Source organism: Vibrio sp. RM-41-2B (assembly GCF_024744415.1).
Classification (GTDB): domain Bacteria; phylum Pseudomonadota; class Gammaproteobacteria; order Enterobacterales; family Vibrionaceae; genus Vibrio; species Vibrio diabolicus.
In genome coordinates this window covers 152,039-168,855 of the sequence record NZ_JAMQWD010000047.1, presented here as the reverse complement: position 1 = coordinate 168,855, position 16,817 = coordinate 152,039, and the positions used below count along the sequence as shown (strand labels likewise).

Sequence of the window (16,817 nt, the reverse complement as noted above, 5' to 3'; positions counted from 1 at the left end):
TGTCTATTTAGGTTGTTTTAGCAAATAGTTAATGGTTTCTGCCATGGCTTCGACGCTGTCATGACCACCAGTAATGACTTGGTATTTTCCATTAACGATAAAGGCTGGAACGGAGTTAATTTGGCCGCGAGTCGTGAGCGCTTCTGCCTTAGTGATGTACTCAAACAGCGTTTTTTGCTGTGCTTCATCTAAATGGTAAGGGCTGATAAGGTTGCGAGACTCAAAGGCTTTCTCTACGGCGATTTGACGTTCCTCAGCAGTCGCATCAGGACCCATTTGTACGGCAGCAAAAAGATCCGCCATAAATGCTTTGTCAGGTGTCGACTCTAGTTGCATGACTGCAGTGTAGAAGATGATGGCGCTTACTTGTGCACTCTCATTGAAAGTTACATGCATTTTTTCAACGCTTTGCTCAGTTAGCGATTCGATTTGAGGGACAAACTCTTCCATTGAGCGACAGTGGCCGCAAGTTAGGGCAAAAGCTTCTGTCAATGGCGCCAAATCATATTCTTGAAGAGATACAGGCAAAACTTCGTATTGTTTGCCTTGCTGAGGCTGAGTGTTGCCGCTATCGCATGCCGACAAGGCCATCATGGCGGCAATCACAGCAAAGCCTTTCGATATGGTTTTTAACATAATAATGCTCTAAGTAAGAAATTTGCGTTAGTTTATCGGTTAACGATAGTGACTAAAACCATTAAATAACAATAAAGTGAGACGATTGGTAACAGACTTTTCCTGATGTGTAGGCTGCAGGGAGGTATTTTGGCATCGCTTTTTATTTGAGAGATACTTGATATTGATTCCAGTGGCATGAACGCTGCATATACAAACCAATCGGTGGATAAAAGCGCTAAAGATTCGGCGTGTTTTGTCGACACAATGGACAAGAGTTTTTCTAAGTTGGTAGTGGTATGAAGCAGTGGTTTTTAATTGTTTGCGGCATTCTGACTGGGTGCAGTAGCCTTGATCAAGACATGGTTCCTGGCGGGAACATTTTAGATACAGCTCCTAAAACAAACACCGAGCTGAGACATCCTGAGTGGGGCTATCCGAGTGCTTCCAGTGTGGCTTCTTCACCTCGCACGTATCAGACTGAGAGGGCATCAGTAAAAAAGTCGCAAAATGTGACCTCTCTGGAAATGTTTCTGAACAGGCACAATATTCCTCATGAGACACTCAGTGGCGGTCACTTAATGATACGTTTGAAAGAGCAAGTGCATTTTCAAACTGGCTCTGCTCAGTTATCAGCGCAATCTCAAGACTGGATTCGAAACATTGGTCACTATCTAGCAGGAAGAACGGATGTGGATGTCGTGATCGATGGCCATGCCGATAGCACAGGAGCTGCCAACTTTAATGACACGTTGTCAGAAAAGCGAGCTCGTGAAGTGGAAAAGCAACTACTGGCGACGAGTATTCCACGTCAACGCGTGTTTTCTAGAGGTTTTGGCGAGTATGTGCCGCAGTGCAGTAATGCGACAGTCAGTGGCAAAGCTTGTAATCGACGCGTAGAGCTAACGCTGATCGTTGATGAGTAAGGCGGTGGCTGGTCGATAAACTACGTCGTGTTGTTTTCACTGAGCCCTTATGTGTTTACTGGCGTTTCCGTCTGGGAATGAGCAAGAAGAGTGACCCCAAAGGCTAGGCATAGCGCCGAGCAGCTAGACTGAATAGAAAAGAGGCACCTGTATGGTGCCTCTTTTACATCCGCCAATGTTCATAGGGGGAACTTAGGCAAATTCTTTTTCAACGTAAGCGACGATGTCAGATGACTCGTATAGCCACTGTGTTTCGCCATCTTTTTCGATACGCAGGCAAGGGACTTTAATTCGTCCACCGCCTTGCTCTAGTTCAGTTCGATGAGTCGGGTTATTTTTTGCATCACGTAGCTCAATGTTCACTGACTGACGCTTCATTGCACGGCGGACTTTTACGCAAAAAGGGCAAGCTTCAAATTGGTAAAGTGCGTATTGCTTTGCTTTTTCATCAATACGTTGTTGTTCTTCTGCATTGCGTTTAATACCACGAGGTGAGAACACGGCGTTCAGCAATAAGATAACCTTGCCTAAAATCCAACGGATAAACTTCATAATGATCCCTTGATGTTCATTGGGTAATTGTCCTTTAAAAATGCAATCATGATGCTTGTTGCATTGAGCGTGAAGTCTATCAGTTGTTTGAAATGGATAAAACCATGTATTTTATGCGGAAAACAAGCGTTTTAACCTGCCCCAAAAACCGCTAGTCGAAGCTGGACTGGCTTCTCTACCTAGATAAAAGCTTTGCATCAGTTCGGTTCTGAATGCATCAACATCCATGCGTTTTACAACAAGCTCGTGTTGTAATGTATTCTGAGTTTGCTCGGCATGATCGTGCGCCAAGCTAAAGTCCATATTCAAATAGCCTTGAGTATAAAGCCAAAGGTGGGTTATCAAGATAAGGTCTTCTGCGGACTGGTTAGTGAACTTATCCGCGTGCTCATCACCCAAGGAGTCAGTCAGCACTTGCTGCATTTGCTGGGCAGAATGCGCATGTTGCTCATAGTTAGCGCTGGCTTCAATATGCGACTTAGTCAAAAGACCAAGCAGGTGAAGAGTAGGCGCTGTGGTGGGTTTGTTCTCACAAACTTTTGTAAACAGTTGTGACTGTTCTTTTAACCAACGTCGCTTTGCCGCTTTATGTTCTTTAACGAAGGGAATTTCTTTGAATCCCATCTCTTGACTCAGTTCACTAAGAGACGTCATGGCTTTTTAGTTCCTTCACCGTTACTTCGACGTGTTGATCGTTGATATCAACAAAAATAGAGCTGCCGGTAATCATAACAGAAAGGCTAGTGCCTCGGTCAAGGTGCTGACAAATCAAGTCGATAGCGTCGTAGTCAAAGCTTTCTACATTGACGGGAAGCATTGAGAACTTTCCTGACATTTTATCCCACCATACCGTCGCTTTAGTGTTATAAGTGTAAACTTTCACATGCTTTGCTAGGCGAGAGGCTTTCTTGATTCTTTCTGGTTCTGGTTCGCCAATTTCAATCCAGTGAGTAATGCTTTGATCATCGCCAACATGCCATAAATCAGGCTCTTCAATTGTAGAAAGCCCTTTCGTAAACTCTAAATTACTTTGAGCGTTTAAGCAGTAAGCTAAAACACGAGCCAGCATTCGTTGAGGTTTTTCTGAAGGGTGAAGGGCGATAGTTAGATTTTTAGAATCGTAATAGTCGTTATTCATATCGGAAATGGCGATACGAAATTTATAAATAGTCGGTTTAAGAGCCATGGATTTATATCGTTTTTGTTGGCAAAAATAAGTTATAGACAAAAAAATAGCCAGCTTTAGAAGCTGGCTATCGTATCAAATTCTTTAAGAATTAAAGTACTTTGATTTGCTCTGCTTGAGGGCCTTTTTGACCTTGAGAGATAACAAATTCTACTTTCTGGCCTTCAACTAGAGTACGGAAGCCGTCACCAGTGATTGCAGAGAAGTGAGCAAATACGTCAGGACCGTTTTCTTGTTGAATGAAACCGAAGCCTTTAGTTTCGTTGAACCACTTAACTGTGCCAGTAGCTGTGTTAGACATGTCTATTTCCTAAATATCTAAATAATGTAATCTTTCGCCTCAACGGCGCTTATAGCGTGGAAAAATAAATTGCTATTGCGTACCACAGGACGACGGGTTACAAGTAATCCAACGAAATGTGAAAACAAAGAACTTTCTTTCTAGCCGTGTTTGAGTCTAGGTTAATTCCACGAAGAGTCAACATATATTAGTGCTTTATGGACAAATATTTGTATTTAGTCACTATTTAACCAGCATGTTTTTGATTAAATTTCAAATAAATGACGGTGATGTGAAGTTTTTCAGCATAAAATTCAACTAAATCTATAAATTTGACTTATTTATATAATTATTGTCCAATCTGGTTCGACCATTAAGGAGGATTTATGGCAAAACCTAAAACCAGTCCTCAGCCAAATGAGTTACAACACGAGACCGATTTCGGCAGAGGTGAAATCAAGGACAATGCGTTAAAAGCGGTTGTCACCAGTCAATTGTTCAGAACACGAGTCGTAAAAGCGAAAAAAGGTAAAGGCAGCTTCAGTCGGAAAATGAAGCATAGAGGCAAAGAGCCCTATTCAAAGTTCTCCCCGATGTGGATTTTGAATAGGGCTTTTTTATTGAAGCTGGTTTTTATCAAACTATTCAAATTCAATGGTTTAGTGTTAGTTAAATCACTCTTATCTCACCTTATACTGGCTAGCTTTCTTCTTAAAACTAGACGCTGAAAAGTACCAAATAAGTACTAAAACCTACTAAGTTAGATTCATATCAATAGGAGCCGCTTCCTGTCCGACACCGCTCTGCTATATCTTTAGATCAGACAAAACAGCCGAGATTATGGTTTAAAAAGACTGGTGAGAAGTAGGTATGTCATCGACGAGTTATGGTACTTATGGTTGCAAGTGTACAAAAGCGTGTGCTTCTTTGTTACTACTATGGCTGTCTATTTGCCCGATGACGTATGCGCACAAGTCAGAGTCTCATTCTTTAATTGTTGCTAACTCCAAAGCTTGGAAGCCATTCTCTTACCTTAGCCCAGACGGTGAACCCAAAGGCATTTTGATCGACTTCTGGAAAGCGTATGCGGCGGACAACCAAATTGATGTTCAGTTTCTGCTTCTTGATTGGGAGGCTTCTTTACAGGCCGTAAAAGAGGGGCGTGCTGACTTTCACGCGGGATTGGTTTACTCATCGGAAAGAGCCGATTACTTGGATTTTGGCGCAGTTATCATGCCCATTCAAACTAAATTATATGTCAATCAAGACGTGCTTTCGATTGATGTCAAAAGTGTTTTAGCTGGTGAAATGACGTTGCCAATTGGTGTCGTTAAAGGAAGTTACGAGTCTGAGTTTATTAAGACGAATTATCCTAATGCGCCTATTGCAGAGTACATTAATAACGACACGATGATACGGGCCGCTGTCGATAAGAAGGTGCTGTATTTTGTCGCGGACCTTCAAGTGGCTAACTTTTATATGGCAACTATGCCGGGAGCAGGCATGTTTGTTCCTGTAATAAATTTATATAGTAAAGACCTTCGGATTGCAGCAGGGTTGCATAGTTCTGCTTCCATTTTAGATGTCTCTCGAGCGTTTGAAAAAGTTATCGATACAGATCGAGAAAGGATCCTCAATCGGTGGAGTGTGGTGAAAACGGTCTATCCTCTTTATCTCCTACCTATTGCGATTTTCGTTATGGCGGTCGCGACGCTGTATCATATCTTCGCACTCAAACGCATGGTTGCGCTGCGCACAAGACAATTGACGATTGCTAACCAGCAATTGCTGGAGATGACGTTAACGGATTCCCTAACAAAACTCTACAACCGTAGACACTTGATTGAACAATTGGCGATCTTGAATCACTTGCAGCGAAGCTTGACGGTAATGGTATTTGATATTGATGATTTTAAATCAATTAATGACCAATACGGTCATCTTGTCGGAGATAGAGCGATAGTGGCCGTGGCTGAAACAGCAAAATCAATGACTGATGAACGTATGACATTGGCGAGAATTGGCGGAGAAGAGTTCGCACTCGTGACGGCATCGCTCTCTGAGCGAGAAGCGCGCAACTTTGCTCAAATGCTCTGCAAAGCCGTGTACGAACAACCTATTATCCTTGGTGGGCAAGCGATTCATTTGAGCATTAGCTTAGGCTGCGCATACTACCCTGAATTTACTCACATCGTGAATTTACAAGACGCTGATCAACTGATGTATCAAGGTAAGTCTGAAGGTAAAAATCGCGCGGTGTTTCAAGTCATAACAGACAGCCAGGTTCAACCTGAGCTTCGTCAAGTGAATTAGGTCTCGCTAATTCAACTTATACTTCAAATCATCCTCAAGCCTCAAAGTTTTAGTCAGAGTAACGTGGTAAGCGTTAACGATCACGTTGCGTTGTTTTCTTTGAGGCCAATTTGCGTACAAATACTTGCACTTTCATATATATAACCCCCCACCTGCTCACGTTTTTATCATAGAAGCAGTAATTGTTTTAAAGTGATAAGTGATTTCTTGGTAAAGATCAGAACCCCTGTCTACACTCAGTGTAAAGTAATGCATATAAAGCATGATGCATACGGTGTTGTACAAAAATAATTAAAGAAGATAAGAAATAAGTTGGCTTGAGAAGGACGGGGAATGAACAACGAATGCTTTGCTAGGTTCCGAGCTGTCACGGATGAACTGTCAATGAAAGAATCGTTGTCAGTTGGGAAAGACCCTTATGCTCACTATCTCAAAGATATTGTGGGGATTGATTTGTTGTCTCGTGAAGAGGAGTTGCATTACGCCAAACTTAATCGAGCTGGTGATGAAGAAGCGCGCGAAATGTTGATTGAGTCTAATCTTCGACTTGTTGTGAAAATCGCAAAAGGCTACCTCAAACGGCCAGGCAATAACTTTACTCTGCTCGATTTAATAGAAGAAGGTAATATTGGTTTGATAAAAGCGGTCGATAAGTTCGATCCTGAGCCAGGCTACCGTTTTTCTACTTATGCGGTATGGTGGATTCGCGAGAATATAGAAGCGGCATTAATGAACAATGGCCGCACGGTACGTTTACCTGCTCATGTGTGCAAAGAGATAAATAGCCTGGCTTTAAAAAAGCTCGATGCGTCAAAAAGTGAGAGCAAGGAGTTGTCTATTTCTGAACTCTCACGCTGCTCAGGGGTGAAAGCAGAGCGCATAGATGAACTTGTTGCTCTTAGTGGTTTTATTGATGTATCGACCACTGCGGATCTACATCGTGTTCCATTTGTTCTTGAACTGTGTGAAAGTGAGTATACGCCAGATCCACAACAAGACTGTGAAAACCAGTGCTTTACTCAAGCTATTGAAAATATTATTAAAACCTTGCCAGCTAAGTTGCAGAAAGTCTTGATCCATCGATTCGGATTATTTGACCAGAGAGTGAAAACCTTGTCGGAAATAGGCCTGTTATTAAACGTGTCTAACGAGCGTGTTCGTCAGATGCAGATAGAGGCGGTTGAACGCGTGCAGAAACGTCTCCGATTCGATGGTTGGGTTTAAGATTTTTAGCCTCTTATCCTAGCCGATTAATTTACTGGCTTGCTACTCTGTTCTTCCGTAAGTAACAGCAGCTCAAGCTGTGCTTTAGCTGCTGCTTCCAATCTCCATACACTCAATAATCGGTTAAGCGCTGCGCGATAAGCACGACTTTTGAGTAAAAAAGCGAGCGTACTAGTGTAGTTGTTTACGACTCGCGCTTGTGTCTCGACCAATGCGGTTTTGTTTTCGATGTCGATGTGTTGAAGGTTAAAGTCAGGAAGAAACGCACACTCATACCATACCTCTACAATTTCACGAATTTCGAGTTCTTCTTCAGGCACGTCGAAGTCTTGTAAATGGTAGTTTTCTGGTATTGTTGATAAATAAACCACATCCAATTTGTCTGCAACAAATGTATACATCGGATTCCTTAGTGTACGCGCTTACAGAGTAAATAGTCTCATCGTTTACATTTTTGTCAATGACCGTGCTCAATTATGAATGATGAACCACACCACATTCCGAACTTAACTTAGACTTTTTAAGTACTTATCGGTTAACCCGAAATACTTCAAGTTGCCATCTGGCTCCAAGACTAAGCTCATATTGGATGTAGAGATCATGCCCGGATCATTCGTTGAGAAAATAACGGTCTTATTGAGTAGTTTGTCGCTGAATAACCGCTTGAAGTAGTGGGAGTTTTCTTGCTCTGCACCATTAAATGGCTCGTCAATGATAATCAAAGATTGTTCGCAGTTGCCTAGCCCTAATGCGAGCCGCAGTCTTTGTTGAATACCATTTGGTAAACTTTTACAGATATCAACGCTCAATTGAGTGTCCAGGCCTTGTGGCAACCATGTATCGAGCTCAAAGAAACTCACCATTTCACGCATTTTTTCTGTTGGGATTAACCCATTATGCAAGATGAAGTTAGTCTCCAAGGAGCCTTCAAAAATATGCAGGTTAAACGGGATGTAGTTAATCGAGGTTCGGTAGCGATAGCTGTTGAACTGTTTGATGTTATAACCGTCCACCGACACTGAGCCTTGATAGCGTTCCTCTAGCCCAGCGATAATAGAAATGAGCGTCGTTTTACCGCAACCTGTTGGTCCACAAATCACGACTTTTGCGCCCGGTGGAATTTTAAAACCAAGATTAGTTAAACCTGTCGCTGCACCACTATAACGATGGCTCACACCAGAGCCGACGATACTACCTTGAAAGAGGCGAATAGGGGGGCTTTTCTCTAACGTTAGCTTATCGTCATTCATCGCCATAAGGTTGTTGATTTGCGCAGAAGACGCCTTAATGGATTGGAACTTAGAAATAGAGTTGTAGATGCCCATAATAGGCCCCAACGCCTTCCAGACTAAAATTACGGTAGCAAGCATTGCACCTGCATCGGAGGTGCCGTCCATCACGCCGATAACGGCCGCGACGATACTTGCGGTACCAATAACCTGAATCAAACTCCCGCCTGCTGCCTGAACCCTGCTATTAGTCACTGAAACATGTTCTGCATCGTTGGTGCTTTGTAAATGCGATGCGCTAAAGCGGGACTGGATAACACGCAACAATGGCAAGCCTTGGATGGTTTTTATACCACGAAGAATCTCATTCCATTGGTAAGAAACCATGGCGTTGGCGCGAGAGCTCTTGGACGTGGCTTGCGAGTAGATGTAACGAGAATAAACACAGAACACCAACATTAGAATCAACCCAGCCATAACGACTAGCGCCGCGGTACCAGACATAAGAGCAATGGCAATAATGAATACGATAACAAACGGCATGTCGAAGTAGCTTAATGTTGACTCTGCGGTTACCAAGCGGCGGAAAGTGTCGATGTCTTTCAAACGCGCTAACTGAGAAGAGACACCTGCGGTGGATGTCATCGAATAAGGAAGCCACAACAGTTTGGATATTACGTTTTGAGAAATATGCACCGCCAAATCCTTCCCTGATGTGGCGATGATGTTGACCCGCATTTTCTTGAAAAAGTATTCCGAAAACCCAACAATCACAGCAAATAAAGTGAGCCAATAAAGTGTGGCTTGCGAGCTAGACGTCAAGGCGAAGTTGTACACACTCATAATAAAAAAGGGCTGGAGTGCGCCGAGAATACTGACCACGAAGCTGAGGATAATCAGGCTCTTGAGTTCATTGTTGTAGCGATAAAACGCGTATTTAATCCAGTTACTGCGGTCTTGAGATTCTGGTGGTGGCTCTCGGAACAAGCGGGAGTATTCGCTGATCGAGACCAACAAACATGGCTTCTTGCAGAGCGGGTATTCAATGGTGTTGTTATTGGTGTAATCAAACAGGATCAGTTTGCCGTCTTTAGTGCCCAAGAAAATCGCAGTGAGGTTTTCTATCTCAATAAAACAAGGATGAGGGTGCCCCTCGATGTGCTCCAGTGTTTTTAGTTTGGTGACGTCGCAACGGTAACCAAGGCGTTCAATCGTGGCAATAAAACTGTCGCTGTCTTTTGGTTTAGGGATAAAAGCGTCGCTGAGGATAGAAGGTGTGCCTTCCCATTCAAGCGCTATGAGGGTGTAAGCTAAACCACGAATCAAAGGTGACTGATTGTATCGCTCGTCATAACTGCGAGCCTCAAAGTCTAACAAGCGCTGAGGGACATTATTGAAATCAACCAAAATACTCATTGGTCACCTCCGGTAAGTTTGACGCGTTTGAGGCGATGGTTGAGTTTGTCCATCTTATTACTGACGATGATGAGGATTTTGTCGTTGGCGCGATAGGCGGTACTGGTCAAAACCAATCGAGCAAAGTCGTCATCATAAACACAGTCGATGTCGTCGAAGATCAACACACTTTTGTTCGCAAGTAAGGCTCGCACCAACAACAAGGCATAAGCGACTTGGCGAGAGAATGGGTTGCGTAAATGTCCTTTTAGCTCGGTGTAAAAACCAGCGGGAAGGGAATCGATTTGTGCTTTGATGTTCATGGTTTCGCAAAGCGCAAATGCGGTGTTGTTTAAGCTCGGGCGGAAACAAGTCAAGTTGTCGATGATGGTGCCTTCGACGAACGAGCTGGTTTTGTCGACCATGAGCACGCTATTTCGCCAGACGTTGTAGTTGACATCATCGAGCGGTGTCTCGTTGATTTGAATATCGAGCTTGCTGTCGGTGTTTTGCCGCGTAATGCAATTGGCGAGATGGGTTTTGCCTGCGCCGCTTTTCCCCGTCAGCAAGTAAGCCTGACCGTGTTCAAACTCGATGCGTTGCTTTTCCGAATACTTCACCGAGATGCGCTCGACTTCTGTCGTGTCATTTTGTTGTTCTACAGATGCAGCAAGCTCAAGCAGCTCGGCGATACGTTGAATATGAAGCTTGTTCAACTCCCAGCGGCTCACTGTGCGCATCACTTGCTGGTATGGCGCGAAGTAGCGGTTGGTAAGCATGATGATGGCTGCCATGATGCCTTGGCTCGATTGCATGTTGATAACTGCCGTTGCCAAAACCACCACCACACAAGCAATGGAGAGCTGTTGTATGAGCGAAAGGATAAGGCTGAAGTTCGATTCGATCTGCTCGTATTTGATGTTTTCGACTTCACGCTCTTCCACCATTTGTGTCATCAAGCTCTCAACGCGATATTCCATATTGCGCGCTTTGATATCGAGTGGGCTAGAGATGATCTCGATGATTTTCGAAGTAGTTAAGCCTTCGATGTCGGATTTGTTTTCTAGGCTGTTGATTTTTTGCTTGGAAAGGCTGAGTGCGAACACCGCCAAAATGATGGAGGCGAGCAAGATGGTCACCCCTGCCCAGATGTTGATCAGACCGATAATCAGAATGGTCAGTATGCTGACGGCAAGGTTGATCAATGCCCGTACAGATTCTCCGCCAAAGAAGGATTTAATCTCTGGAATGGTGGCAATACGCTCTAGGTATTCACCGGGTTCTAGGCGACGAAACTTCGATATCTCAGCCAAACAGATGGATTGAAACACCTTGTTGGTTAAGTTGGTTTCGAACTGCTTCATGATCACCGACGAAATCTTCTCTTCCTGATTCTTTAAGTGATAGTCGAGGAAGATGGTGATCAAGATAATGGCAAACAGAAGAAATAGCGTGTCTTTGGCTTGGTTAGGTAAAACACGGTCAAAGATAATCAGAATCGAAAAGGGCAGCACCAAACCAAACAGCGTTGAGATCACCGTGGAGAAAGTCAGGTAACACTTGTCAGCAAAGTTAATCTTCTGGGAAAAATGCTCAGTTTGCATTACGACCTCCTTTCTTAATCGATGGTTTGGAGAGAAGGTGTTTCGGAACTAAGTCCTGATTGCTTCTGCCTTCGATATCGCTCATCAACTGCATAATGTTTTCGATGGATTGCACCGACAGCATGCCTTTGATTTGCTCAAGATTGATCGATTCAATGATGTAGTCATAGCGCGCGCTCTCGTAATCACGTAGCGCGCTAAACAGTTTACTTTCCGCTGCCAGTAAGTCGGTAATGGTTCGCGTACCAAGTTGGTAGGCGCGTTGAATGCCTTTGTAGGAAGCGTAGTTGGCTCGGATGATGTTCTCGTAACTGCTAATAGCGCGGGAGAAGTCATTAATGTTGAGCACCGAGGTGTTAACGCTATTGCGCGTCGTGAACAACGAATCTTGGTACAGTAGCTCGGTTCGCTCGATGGCTGTCGACGATTTTTGATAACCGTAGTAATCCGAACCGCCGGAGAAAATCGGCACATTCAAGTTCAAGCCGACACTGGTGGAGTTACTGTCCCCTGTTGCGGTTGGGTCGGTTCGGTCATAGTTGTTCGCATCGTCGTAACGGTAACTGGCAGAGAGCGATACGGTCGGCACAAAGTTTGAACCGCTTTCTTTCAAGCCTCTTCGGCTGCGCTCGACGGTTTTCTTCGCAACCAATAAGTCGTTATTGAGCTTCAAAGCTTGTTCAAGAATCGCGCGTTGTTCGGATTCGCTGATTTCCGCCAAGGGCACGCTTTCGTAGATGTCCTGTGATGGGTTGACTGGGTATTGAACTTGAATCTCTAAACCGTTCAAAATTACGCGTCGGTCTTTCTCTAAGGTTCTTAAGCGATTGGCAATGCCTTCTTTCTGGGCAATTACCTCATACAACTCGCTCGCCGCAGTGTTGCCAAGTTCCACGTTGCGACGCATTTGGCGCTCACGTGTTTCAGACGATTTAAGCTCGACTTTTGTGGCTTTGATTTGCGCGTTGTTTTTGAGGTACTCGAAATATTGCGTCGCGATTTCAGAAATGGTGCTCTGGATTTTGTTCTCATGTTTGATTTCTTCAATGTTGAAATCAAGCTTCGCGGTGCCATATTTGAAGAGGTCGCCAAGGTTAAACACCGATTGGGATAAAGACACGCTGTAGCTGTTCGAGTTGTAGCTTGAACGCGTATTCGGTGTTCCCGTTAATATGGTCTCGTTTTCATTCCATGTGGTATCAGCGGCACCGTTTAAAGAGGGCAGAAACTTAGAACGGCTAATGTCGATGTTGTATTCGTTTTCTTCCACGCCTTTATCACTAGCGCGCAGAGATAAATTGTTTTCCAAGCCGAGCTTGACCGCCTCAAGCAAGGTGGTCGCCATTGCCGAAGGAGCATTGCTCAATGTAAGCGCTGCCAATACGCAGCTAGTTAAGTTTCTGTACCGCCACATACTTGTTGATCACCTTGATGATTTCGTCGTTTTTATAAGGTTTGCTGATCACGTAATCCATTCCAGCTTCGATACAAGCTTGGTGTTCATTACTGCTGGTCAATGCTGTCGCACCTATAATGGTGCAAGGGTGTTGTCCGCTCTCTTGTTCGTATTGTCGAATGCGTTTGGTTGCTTCAATCCCGCCCATGCCCGGCATGATGCAGTCCATAAAGATGATGTCCGAGCGCTGGTTCATGAAGTGCTGAACAGCGTCTGCGCCATCGCCAACGGTATCAGCTTCGTACTCTTGCTTGCTCAAAATACGTTTGAGTAGAATCTGTTGAACACGGTCATCTTCCACAATCAGGAATGAGCTGTTCTCCATCTGATCTTCTGAGGCTTCCGCTTCCATGATTGCCAATAGGTTAGGGATGAACTCATACGGAATCGCAGGAGAGTTCAGAATCTTGTCGACAAAGGTATGGCTCTCTTGTGCTTGCAGAGTGCTAGTAACTGAAAGCAACAACTTGGTGTTCGGGTGATTGCGCAGTTGCGACTTCACCGTTTTGCTCAGTGAGGGCAGCTTGTTTGGCTCGAACGTGTCGGTCAACATGATGGCATCGTATTCGCCAAAGGTTTTTGCAGCAGAGAAGAGCTCGTTCGGCGTACGAATTGGCGTGATCTCTAAGCCCAAGTTGACTAACATTTTGTTCATCACATCAATGCGCAGCTGAGAGTTGGCACACAGCAACAAACGTTTATTGTCGAAGCGAGTTTTCTCGGTGTGGAAGCTCTTGGCTTTTAAATCGAGCTGAATTTGAAAACGTTCCTGATTGCCCGATTGATACCAATGGCTCTCGTAATAGCCATAATCTTTCAGTACGCTTTTCGCCAAATCGTCTTTGGTTGCGGTGTGCTGTTTATGGTCGCTCCAGTGTAGTGTATTGAGCTTGGCAAACGGCACATCCAGTGTGGTTAAGAAGTTTAGATTGATGGTCAAGCGGGTGTTTTCAATGTCTGACGCTGCGCCTGACTCAATGGTGACAAACAGTTTCTTATCGGCTTTGAGTTGGATGGCATTCGATAGCTGTAGGAACAACACCCAGAATAAGCTGGTGGATTGCCCTTCAACACGGTTTGGTAGGTTATCCGAGATAAAGCAGTCTAGCTCACCTTCATTTCGCTGCACTTTGGAACTGATGTGAATCATCAATTCAGACAGCACATTAAGCAGTGAAAACTCTTTCGATTTGCTCTCAGTTCCTTGTGAAATGAGTCGGTTGTAGTTCTCTGCCAATTCAGACAGGGTATTGGCAGCCGAGGTTATATCTTGCGCCATCAACACGCCGCTCTCATCGGTCTCTTGAACAAGATATTGCACGCCGCCGTTAATGGTGTTGGTGATGCCACGAATCTCGTAACCAATCAGAGCATAGAGCTGTTTGTACAGATCGTTATTGCGTTTTTGCTCTTCGAGTTTGCTGAAAATCAGTTTTAGGTGAGAGTAGATCTGACGCTGCTTCGGATTGATGCTCACTTCATTCAGCAATTCTTCCAACCTTTGTAAATCCAGTTGTTTGAGCTCTTGATAAAGCCCATCGAATTCTTGGTCAATGTCGCGCTCATTCGAGCTGGATTTTTTCAGTTTAAGGATTGCCACCAAATTCGATAGCACTGCGATACCAACCAGTGCGACAACGACCACAAACAACCAAATGAAGAACTCGTTTTTCTCCATCATTAGGTCGCTCGCATGGTTGTTAAATATGGTCCGGTAGTTGTCGTCCATTTGTAGGTAGTTATTGGTGAGCGAGAGGTACAGTGCCAACACATCGTCGCGTGTTTTTGAGCTGTCCGAGAAGCGATTGATTGCCAGTTCAAGCTGCGTGTATTCGGTCGCGCCCACCAAGCTAAACTCGGTTTTGTTGAGTGACGCGAGCGACTTAAACTGGTCAACTTCGTCTTTCAGAACCTCAAAATCAAGCTCTGTTGTACTACAATAACGTGCGGTTAAACAGCGTTGAAGCGTTTGAATATCAAACTCGATAGTTTGGTTGAGTTGTTGAGCTTGAACCAACAGAGGCGCGTTTTGCACTTTCTCGACTGAATCCACTCTTTCCCAAGATACATATAAATAAAAGGCGAGGGCAGCCAGCATCAAGCTGAAAGCAATGCTTAGGCGCATAACAGGAACGGAAATATTGTAAGAAGGTTTGCTACTCACCCATTACCTCTCATCGAACGCGTCTTCGATAGCCGACATAACCGGCTTCGCTGCGTATTCGATAACCCGGCGTGAGCCTGTTTTCACGTCTGCGGTAAACTCCATATAAGGGGATAGCTTGTATTGTGTGCCTCCGCGCTCTAGATAGTTTTGACTGATTTGGATCTCGGCGAGGTAGAATTCAGCGTCCTCTTCTTCATAAGAAGAACGGCTGATCGACGCAATTTGACCTTCCAAAAATCCGTATTTGGCAAAGTTGTAGGTATCCATCTTCACTTTGACTGCTTGCCCGATTTCTACAAAGCCCATGTCTTTGCGCGGGATCTTCGCCTCTCCGTGAAGGGCGTTATTGATCGGTGCAATGTCCGCGATGCTTTCCCCCGGCGGTATCACCGCAGAACGGAAGTTGAAATGCACTTTATCCACTACACCGTCAATAGGGGCGTAAACTACTAGGCGATCCACTTTATCTGAGTGTTGAGGACGTAATATACGTTTCAACTTTAAATCCTTGTTTGCTTGAATGATTTGCGCTTGATACTCGGCATTACGATTCTCCACCAAGTCTCGGTACTGCTTCTCTAGTTTGTCGAGTTGGAAGCGCTCATTCATGACCGACTCATCAAGGTTTTCAATCTCACGCACCATGTTTGACTCTTGAACCTGCATATTCAGAACATCGACGTAAGATGCCATTTCCTCTTTGTACAAGGTGTTCTTAATATTGAGTTGCTTGCGGATCAAAGAAAGCTGGTTCTCGGAGCTTTTACGGCGTTTGAGCATTGAATCAATAAGCGAATTCTTATGTTGGATATCGTGAGTGATCAACTCTTCATTGGAACGGTTTTTAGAAAATTCTTGCTGCCAGGTATTCATGTTGACTTGCACTAATTCTGGGTACTTTTCGATGTAGGCAGAAAAATCGGGTTCCACCATATCGCGCAGGCTTTCGTAACGAATCTTGTCTAGCTCAAGCTGAATGATCTCTGTGTTTACCGTATCAAGTTGAGTGTTTCTATCCAGAGAGCGAAGGCGTGCAATAGGCTGACCTTCATAAACCACTTCGCCCTTGCGCACTAGCATTTCATCTAGAATACCGCCTTCAAGGTGTTGCACTTTTTCGATGTCAGATTCGAGTAATAGCTCACCGCGCACCGACACCACAATGTCGATACGAGCCTGAGATGCCACGGCGATAGCCACCATGGAAAGCAAAAAGATAACCAGCAAGGTTTTATGTACGCTGGTCATTGCACTGGCTAGCACGATTGTATCGTCTGCCGTTACCTTCGAAGCTTCGTTGTTCGAAACGAGCGCCTTTTTGAGGTGATGTTCTATTTGCTTATTACTCATGAGCCACCCCTACGATTCACTACCTGTGCGGCTATCGATTGAATTTTCGATTTTTAACAGCTGGCTAATTTGTTTGTTCACGTTGTTAAGCTCGGTTTTAACGTCCTCGATCAATTCATTAGGAGCAGGGAAATGGTGTTTGTTTAAGTGTTCAAGTTTTGCCAACTTTGGTGGTAAGTCGTCATCACATAACAAGACGAGAATGGTCTTTAGTCTTTTTGAATAACATCTGAGTGCTTCAAAACGGTTTTGTTTATGCAGCATCTCAATATCAATCCCTGCGTCACTGAAATCTTGGTAAAAATCGCCTAATAGCAATTGCAGCCCCTTATGGCTGTTGTCGACTGAGCGCAACAGATTTGTCATATTTATCATTATCCCACCGCACTAATTGTTTTAATGACAACAAGTAAGGATCTTTATACTGGGTTTTCAAATTTTTTTGTTTTTATGGAACTCGAAAGGTATGAAAAAAGTTGTATAAAAAAGTTGGTTTCTAAAAATGGTGTCCTTTACTGCC

General features: G+C 44.2%; 16 protein-coding genes. 4 read left to right on the top strand and 12 right to left on the bottom strand.

What is annotated here, in order from left to right:
• Positions 1–3: 3 nt before the first annotated feature.
• Positions 4–636 carry a thiol:disulfide interchange protein DsbA/DsbL gene (locus tag NB463_RS19585; RefSeq protein WP_258432085.1) on the bottom strand — a complete coding sequence of 211 codons (633 nt, stop codon included), beginning with the start codon at positions 634–636 and terminating at the stop codon, positions 4–6.
• Positions 637–914: 278 nt separating this feature from the next.
• Between NB463_RS19585 and NB463_RS19580 the strand changes: the two genes are divergently transcribed.
• Positions 915–1,541, top strand: a complete 627-nt coding sequence (locus NB463_RS19580) for an OmpA family protein (protein WP_258432084.1) — start codon at positions 915–917, stop codon at positions 1,539–1,541.
• A gap of 192 nt (positions 1,542–1,733) precedes the next feature.
• Here NB463_RS19580 and NB463_RS19575 read toward each other — a convergent pair whose 3' ends face one another.
• The 4 genes from NB463_RS19575 to NB463_RS19560 all read right to left on the bottom strand — a co-directional run bounded on the left by NB463_RS19575 (position 1,734) and on the right by NB463_RS19560 (position 3,580).
• Positions 1,734–2,093 carry a glutaredoxin family protein gene (locus tag NB463_RS19575; protein ID WP_258432082.1) on the bottom strand — a complete coding sequence of 120 codons (360 nt, stop codon included), beginning with the start codon at positions 2,091–2,093 and terminating at the stop codon, positions 1,734–1,736.
• A 111-nt stretch (positions 2,094–2,204) separates the two neighbouring features.
• Entirely contained in the window at positions 2,205–2,747 is a 543-nt protein-coding gene (locus NB463_RS19570; RefSeq protein ID WP_114322891.1) for a hypothetical protein, read from the bottom strand.
• Complete coding sequence (locus tag NB463_RS19565) at positions 2,734–3,279, bottom strand: YaeQ family protein (protein WP_005391156.1); 546 nt, start codon at positions 3,277–3,279, stop codon at positions 2,734–2,736. Before NB463_RS19565 ends, NB463_RS19570 begins: the two co-directional genes overlap by 14 nt.
• Positions 3,280–3,370: 91 nt before the next feature.
• Entirely contained in the window at positions 3,371–3,580 is a 210-nt protein-coding gene (locus NB463_RS19560; RefSeq protein ID WP_005375625.1) for a cold-shock protein, read from the bottom strand.
• Positions 3,581–3,945: 365 nt separating this feature from the next.
• On the opposite strand from NB463_RS19560, the gene NB463_RS19555 reads away from it, so the two are divergent.
• From NB463_RS19555 to NB463_RS19545, 3 genes are all read left to right on the top strand, one after another.
• On the top strand, positions 3,946–4,287 hold the full coding sequence (locus NB463_RS19555) for an alternative ribosome-rescue factor A (RefSeq protein WP_085344318.1): 342 nt from the start codon (positions 3,946–3,948) through the stop codon (positions 4,285–4,287).
• 142 nt (positions 4,288–4,429) lie between these two features.
• A complete protein-coding gene (locus tag NB463_RS19550) occupies positions 4,430–5,872 on the top strand; it encodes a transporter substrate-binding domain-containing diguanylate cyclase (RefSeq protein ID WP_258432080.1) in 1,443 nt (480 codons plus the stop codon).
• Positions 5,873–6,205: 333 nt separating this feature from the next.
• On the top strand, positions 6,206–7,096 hold the full coding sequence (locus NB463_RS19545) for a sigma-70 family RNA polymerase sigma factor (protein ID WP_053809551.1): 891 nt from the start codon (positions 6,206–6,208) through the stop codon (positions 7,094–7,096).
• Between the two features lie 26 nt (positions 7,097–7,122).
• Here NB463_RS19545 and NB463_RS19540 read toward each other — a convergent pair whose 3' ends face one another.
• From NB463_RS19540 to NB463_RS19510, 7 genes are all read right to left on the bottom strand, one after another.
• Positions 7,123–7,497: a hypothetical protein gene (locus NB463_RS19540; protein ID WP_053809550.1), complete on the bottom strand. Its 375-nt coding sequence runs from the start codon at positions 7,495–7,497 to the stop codon at positions 7,123–7,125.
• A gap of 105 nt (positions 7,498–7,602) precedes the next feature.
• Positions 7,603–9,741, bottom strand: coding sequence for an ATP-binding cassette domain-containing protein (locus NB463_RS19535; protein WP_053809549.1), 2,139 nt, complete (start codon positions 9,739–9,741; stop codon positions 7,603–7,605).
• Positions 9,738–11,324 (bottom strand): ATP-binding cassette domain-containing protein, encoded by a 1,587-nt coding sequence (locus NB463_RS19530; RefSeq protein WP_258432078.1) that lies wholly within the window; start codon positions 11,322–11,324, stop codon positions 9,738–9,740. Before NB463_RS19530 ends, NB463_RS19535 begins: the two co-directional genes overlap by 4 nt.
• Complete coding sequence (locus NB463_RS19525; protein WP_258432077.1) at positions 11,314–12,738, bottom strand: TolC family protein; 1,425 nt, start codon at positions 12,736–12,738, stop codon at positions 11,314–11,316. Before NB463_RS19525 ends, NB463_RS19530 begins: the two co-directional genes overlap by 11 nt.
• Entirely contained in the window at positions 12,713–14,944 is a 2,232-nt protein-coding gene (locus tag NB463_RS19520) for an ATP-binding response regulator (protein WP_258432076.1), read from the bottom strand. The genes NB463_RS19525 and NB463_RS19520 overlap by 26 nt, the downstream gene beginning before the upstream one ends.
• 3 nt (positions 14,945–14,947) lie before the next feature.
• Positions 14,948–16,297 carry an HlyD family type I secretion periplasmic adaptor subunit gene (locus NB463_RS19515; RefSeq protein ID WP_053809545.1) on the bottom strand — a complete coding sequence of 450 codons (1,350 nt, stop codon included), beginning with the start codon at positions 16,295–16,297 and terminating at the stop codon, positions 14,948–14,950.
• 9 nt (positions 16,298–16,306) lie between these two features.
• Positions 16,307–16,675, bottom strand: coding sequence for a hypothetical protein (locus tag NB463_RS19510; RefSeq protein WP_031777210.1), 369 nt, complete (start codon positions 16,673–16,675; stop codon positions 16,307–16,309).
• Between the last annotated feature and the right edge of the window lie 142 nt (positions 16,676–16,817).

Excerpts from the sequence above, each read along its gene's own strand:
- NB463_RS19585 (WP_258432085.1), bottom strand. The coding sequence starts at position 636 with ATGTTAAAAACCATATCGAAAGGCTTTGCTGTGATTGCCGCCATGATG.
- NB463_RS19580 (WP_258432084.1), top strand. The coding sequence starts at position 915 with ATGAAGCAGTGGTTTTTAATTGTTTGCGGCATTCTGACTGGGTGCAGT.
- NB463_RS19575 (WP_258432082.1), bottom strand. The coding sequence starts at position 2,093 with ATGAAGTTTATCCGTTGGATTTTAGGCAAGGTTATCTTATTGCTGAAC.
- NB463_RS19570 (WP_114322891.1), bottom strand. The coding sequence starts at position 2,747 with ATGACGTCTCTTAGTGAACTGAGTCAAGAGATGGGATTCAAAGAAATT.
- NB463_RS19565 (WP_005391156.1), bottom strand. The coding sequence starts at position 3,279 with ATGGCTCTTAAACCGACTATTTATAAATTTCGTATCGCCATTTCCGAT.
- NB463_RS19560 (WP_005375625.1), bottom strand. The coding sequence starts at position 3,580 with ATGTCTAACACAGCTACTGGCACAGTTAAGTGGTTCAACGAAACTAAA.
- NB463_RS19555 (WP_085344318.1), top strand. The coding sequence starts at position 3,946 with ATGGCAAAACCTAAAACCAGTCCTCAGCCAAATGAGTTACAACACGAG.
- NB463_RS19550 (WP_258432080.1), top strand. The coding sequence starts at position 4,430 with ATGTCATCGACGAGTTATGGTACTTATGGTTGCAAGTGTACAAAAGCG.
- NB463_RS19545 (WP_053809551.1), top strand. The coding sequence starts at position 6,206 with ATGAACAACGAATGCTTTGCTAGGTTCCGAGCTGTCACGGATGAACTG.
- NB463_RS19540 (WP_053809550.1), bottom strand. The coding sequence starts at position 7,497 with ATGTATACATTTGTTGCAGACAAATTGGATGTGGTTTATTTATCAACA.
- NB463_RS19535 (WP_053809549.1), bottom strand. The coding sequence starts at position 9,741 with ATGAGTATTTTGGTTGATTTCAATAATGTCCCTCAGCGCTTGTTAGAC.
- NB463_RS19530 (WP_258432078.1), bottom strand. The coding sequence starts at position 11,324 with ATGCAAACTGAGCATTTTTCCCAGAAGATTAACTTTGCTGACAAGTGT.
- NB463_RS19525 (WP_258432077.1), bottom strand. The coding sequence starts at position 12,738 with ATGTGGCGGTACAGAAACTTAACTAGCTGCGTATTGGCAGCGCTTACA.
- NB463_RS19515 (WP_053809545.1), bottom strand. The coding sequence starts at position 16,297 with ATGAGTAATAAGCAAATAGAACATCACCTCAAAAAGGCGCTCGTTTCG.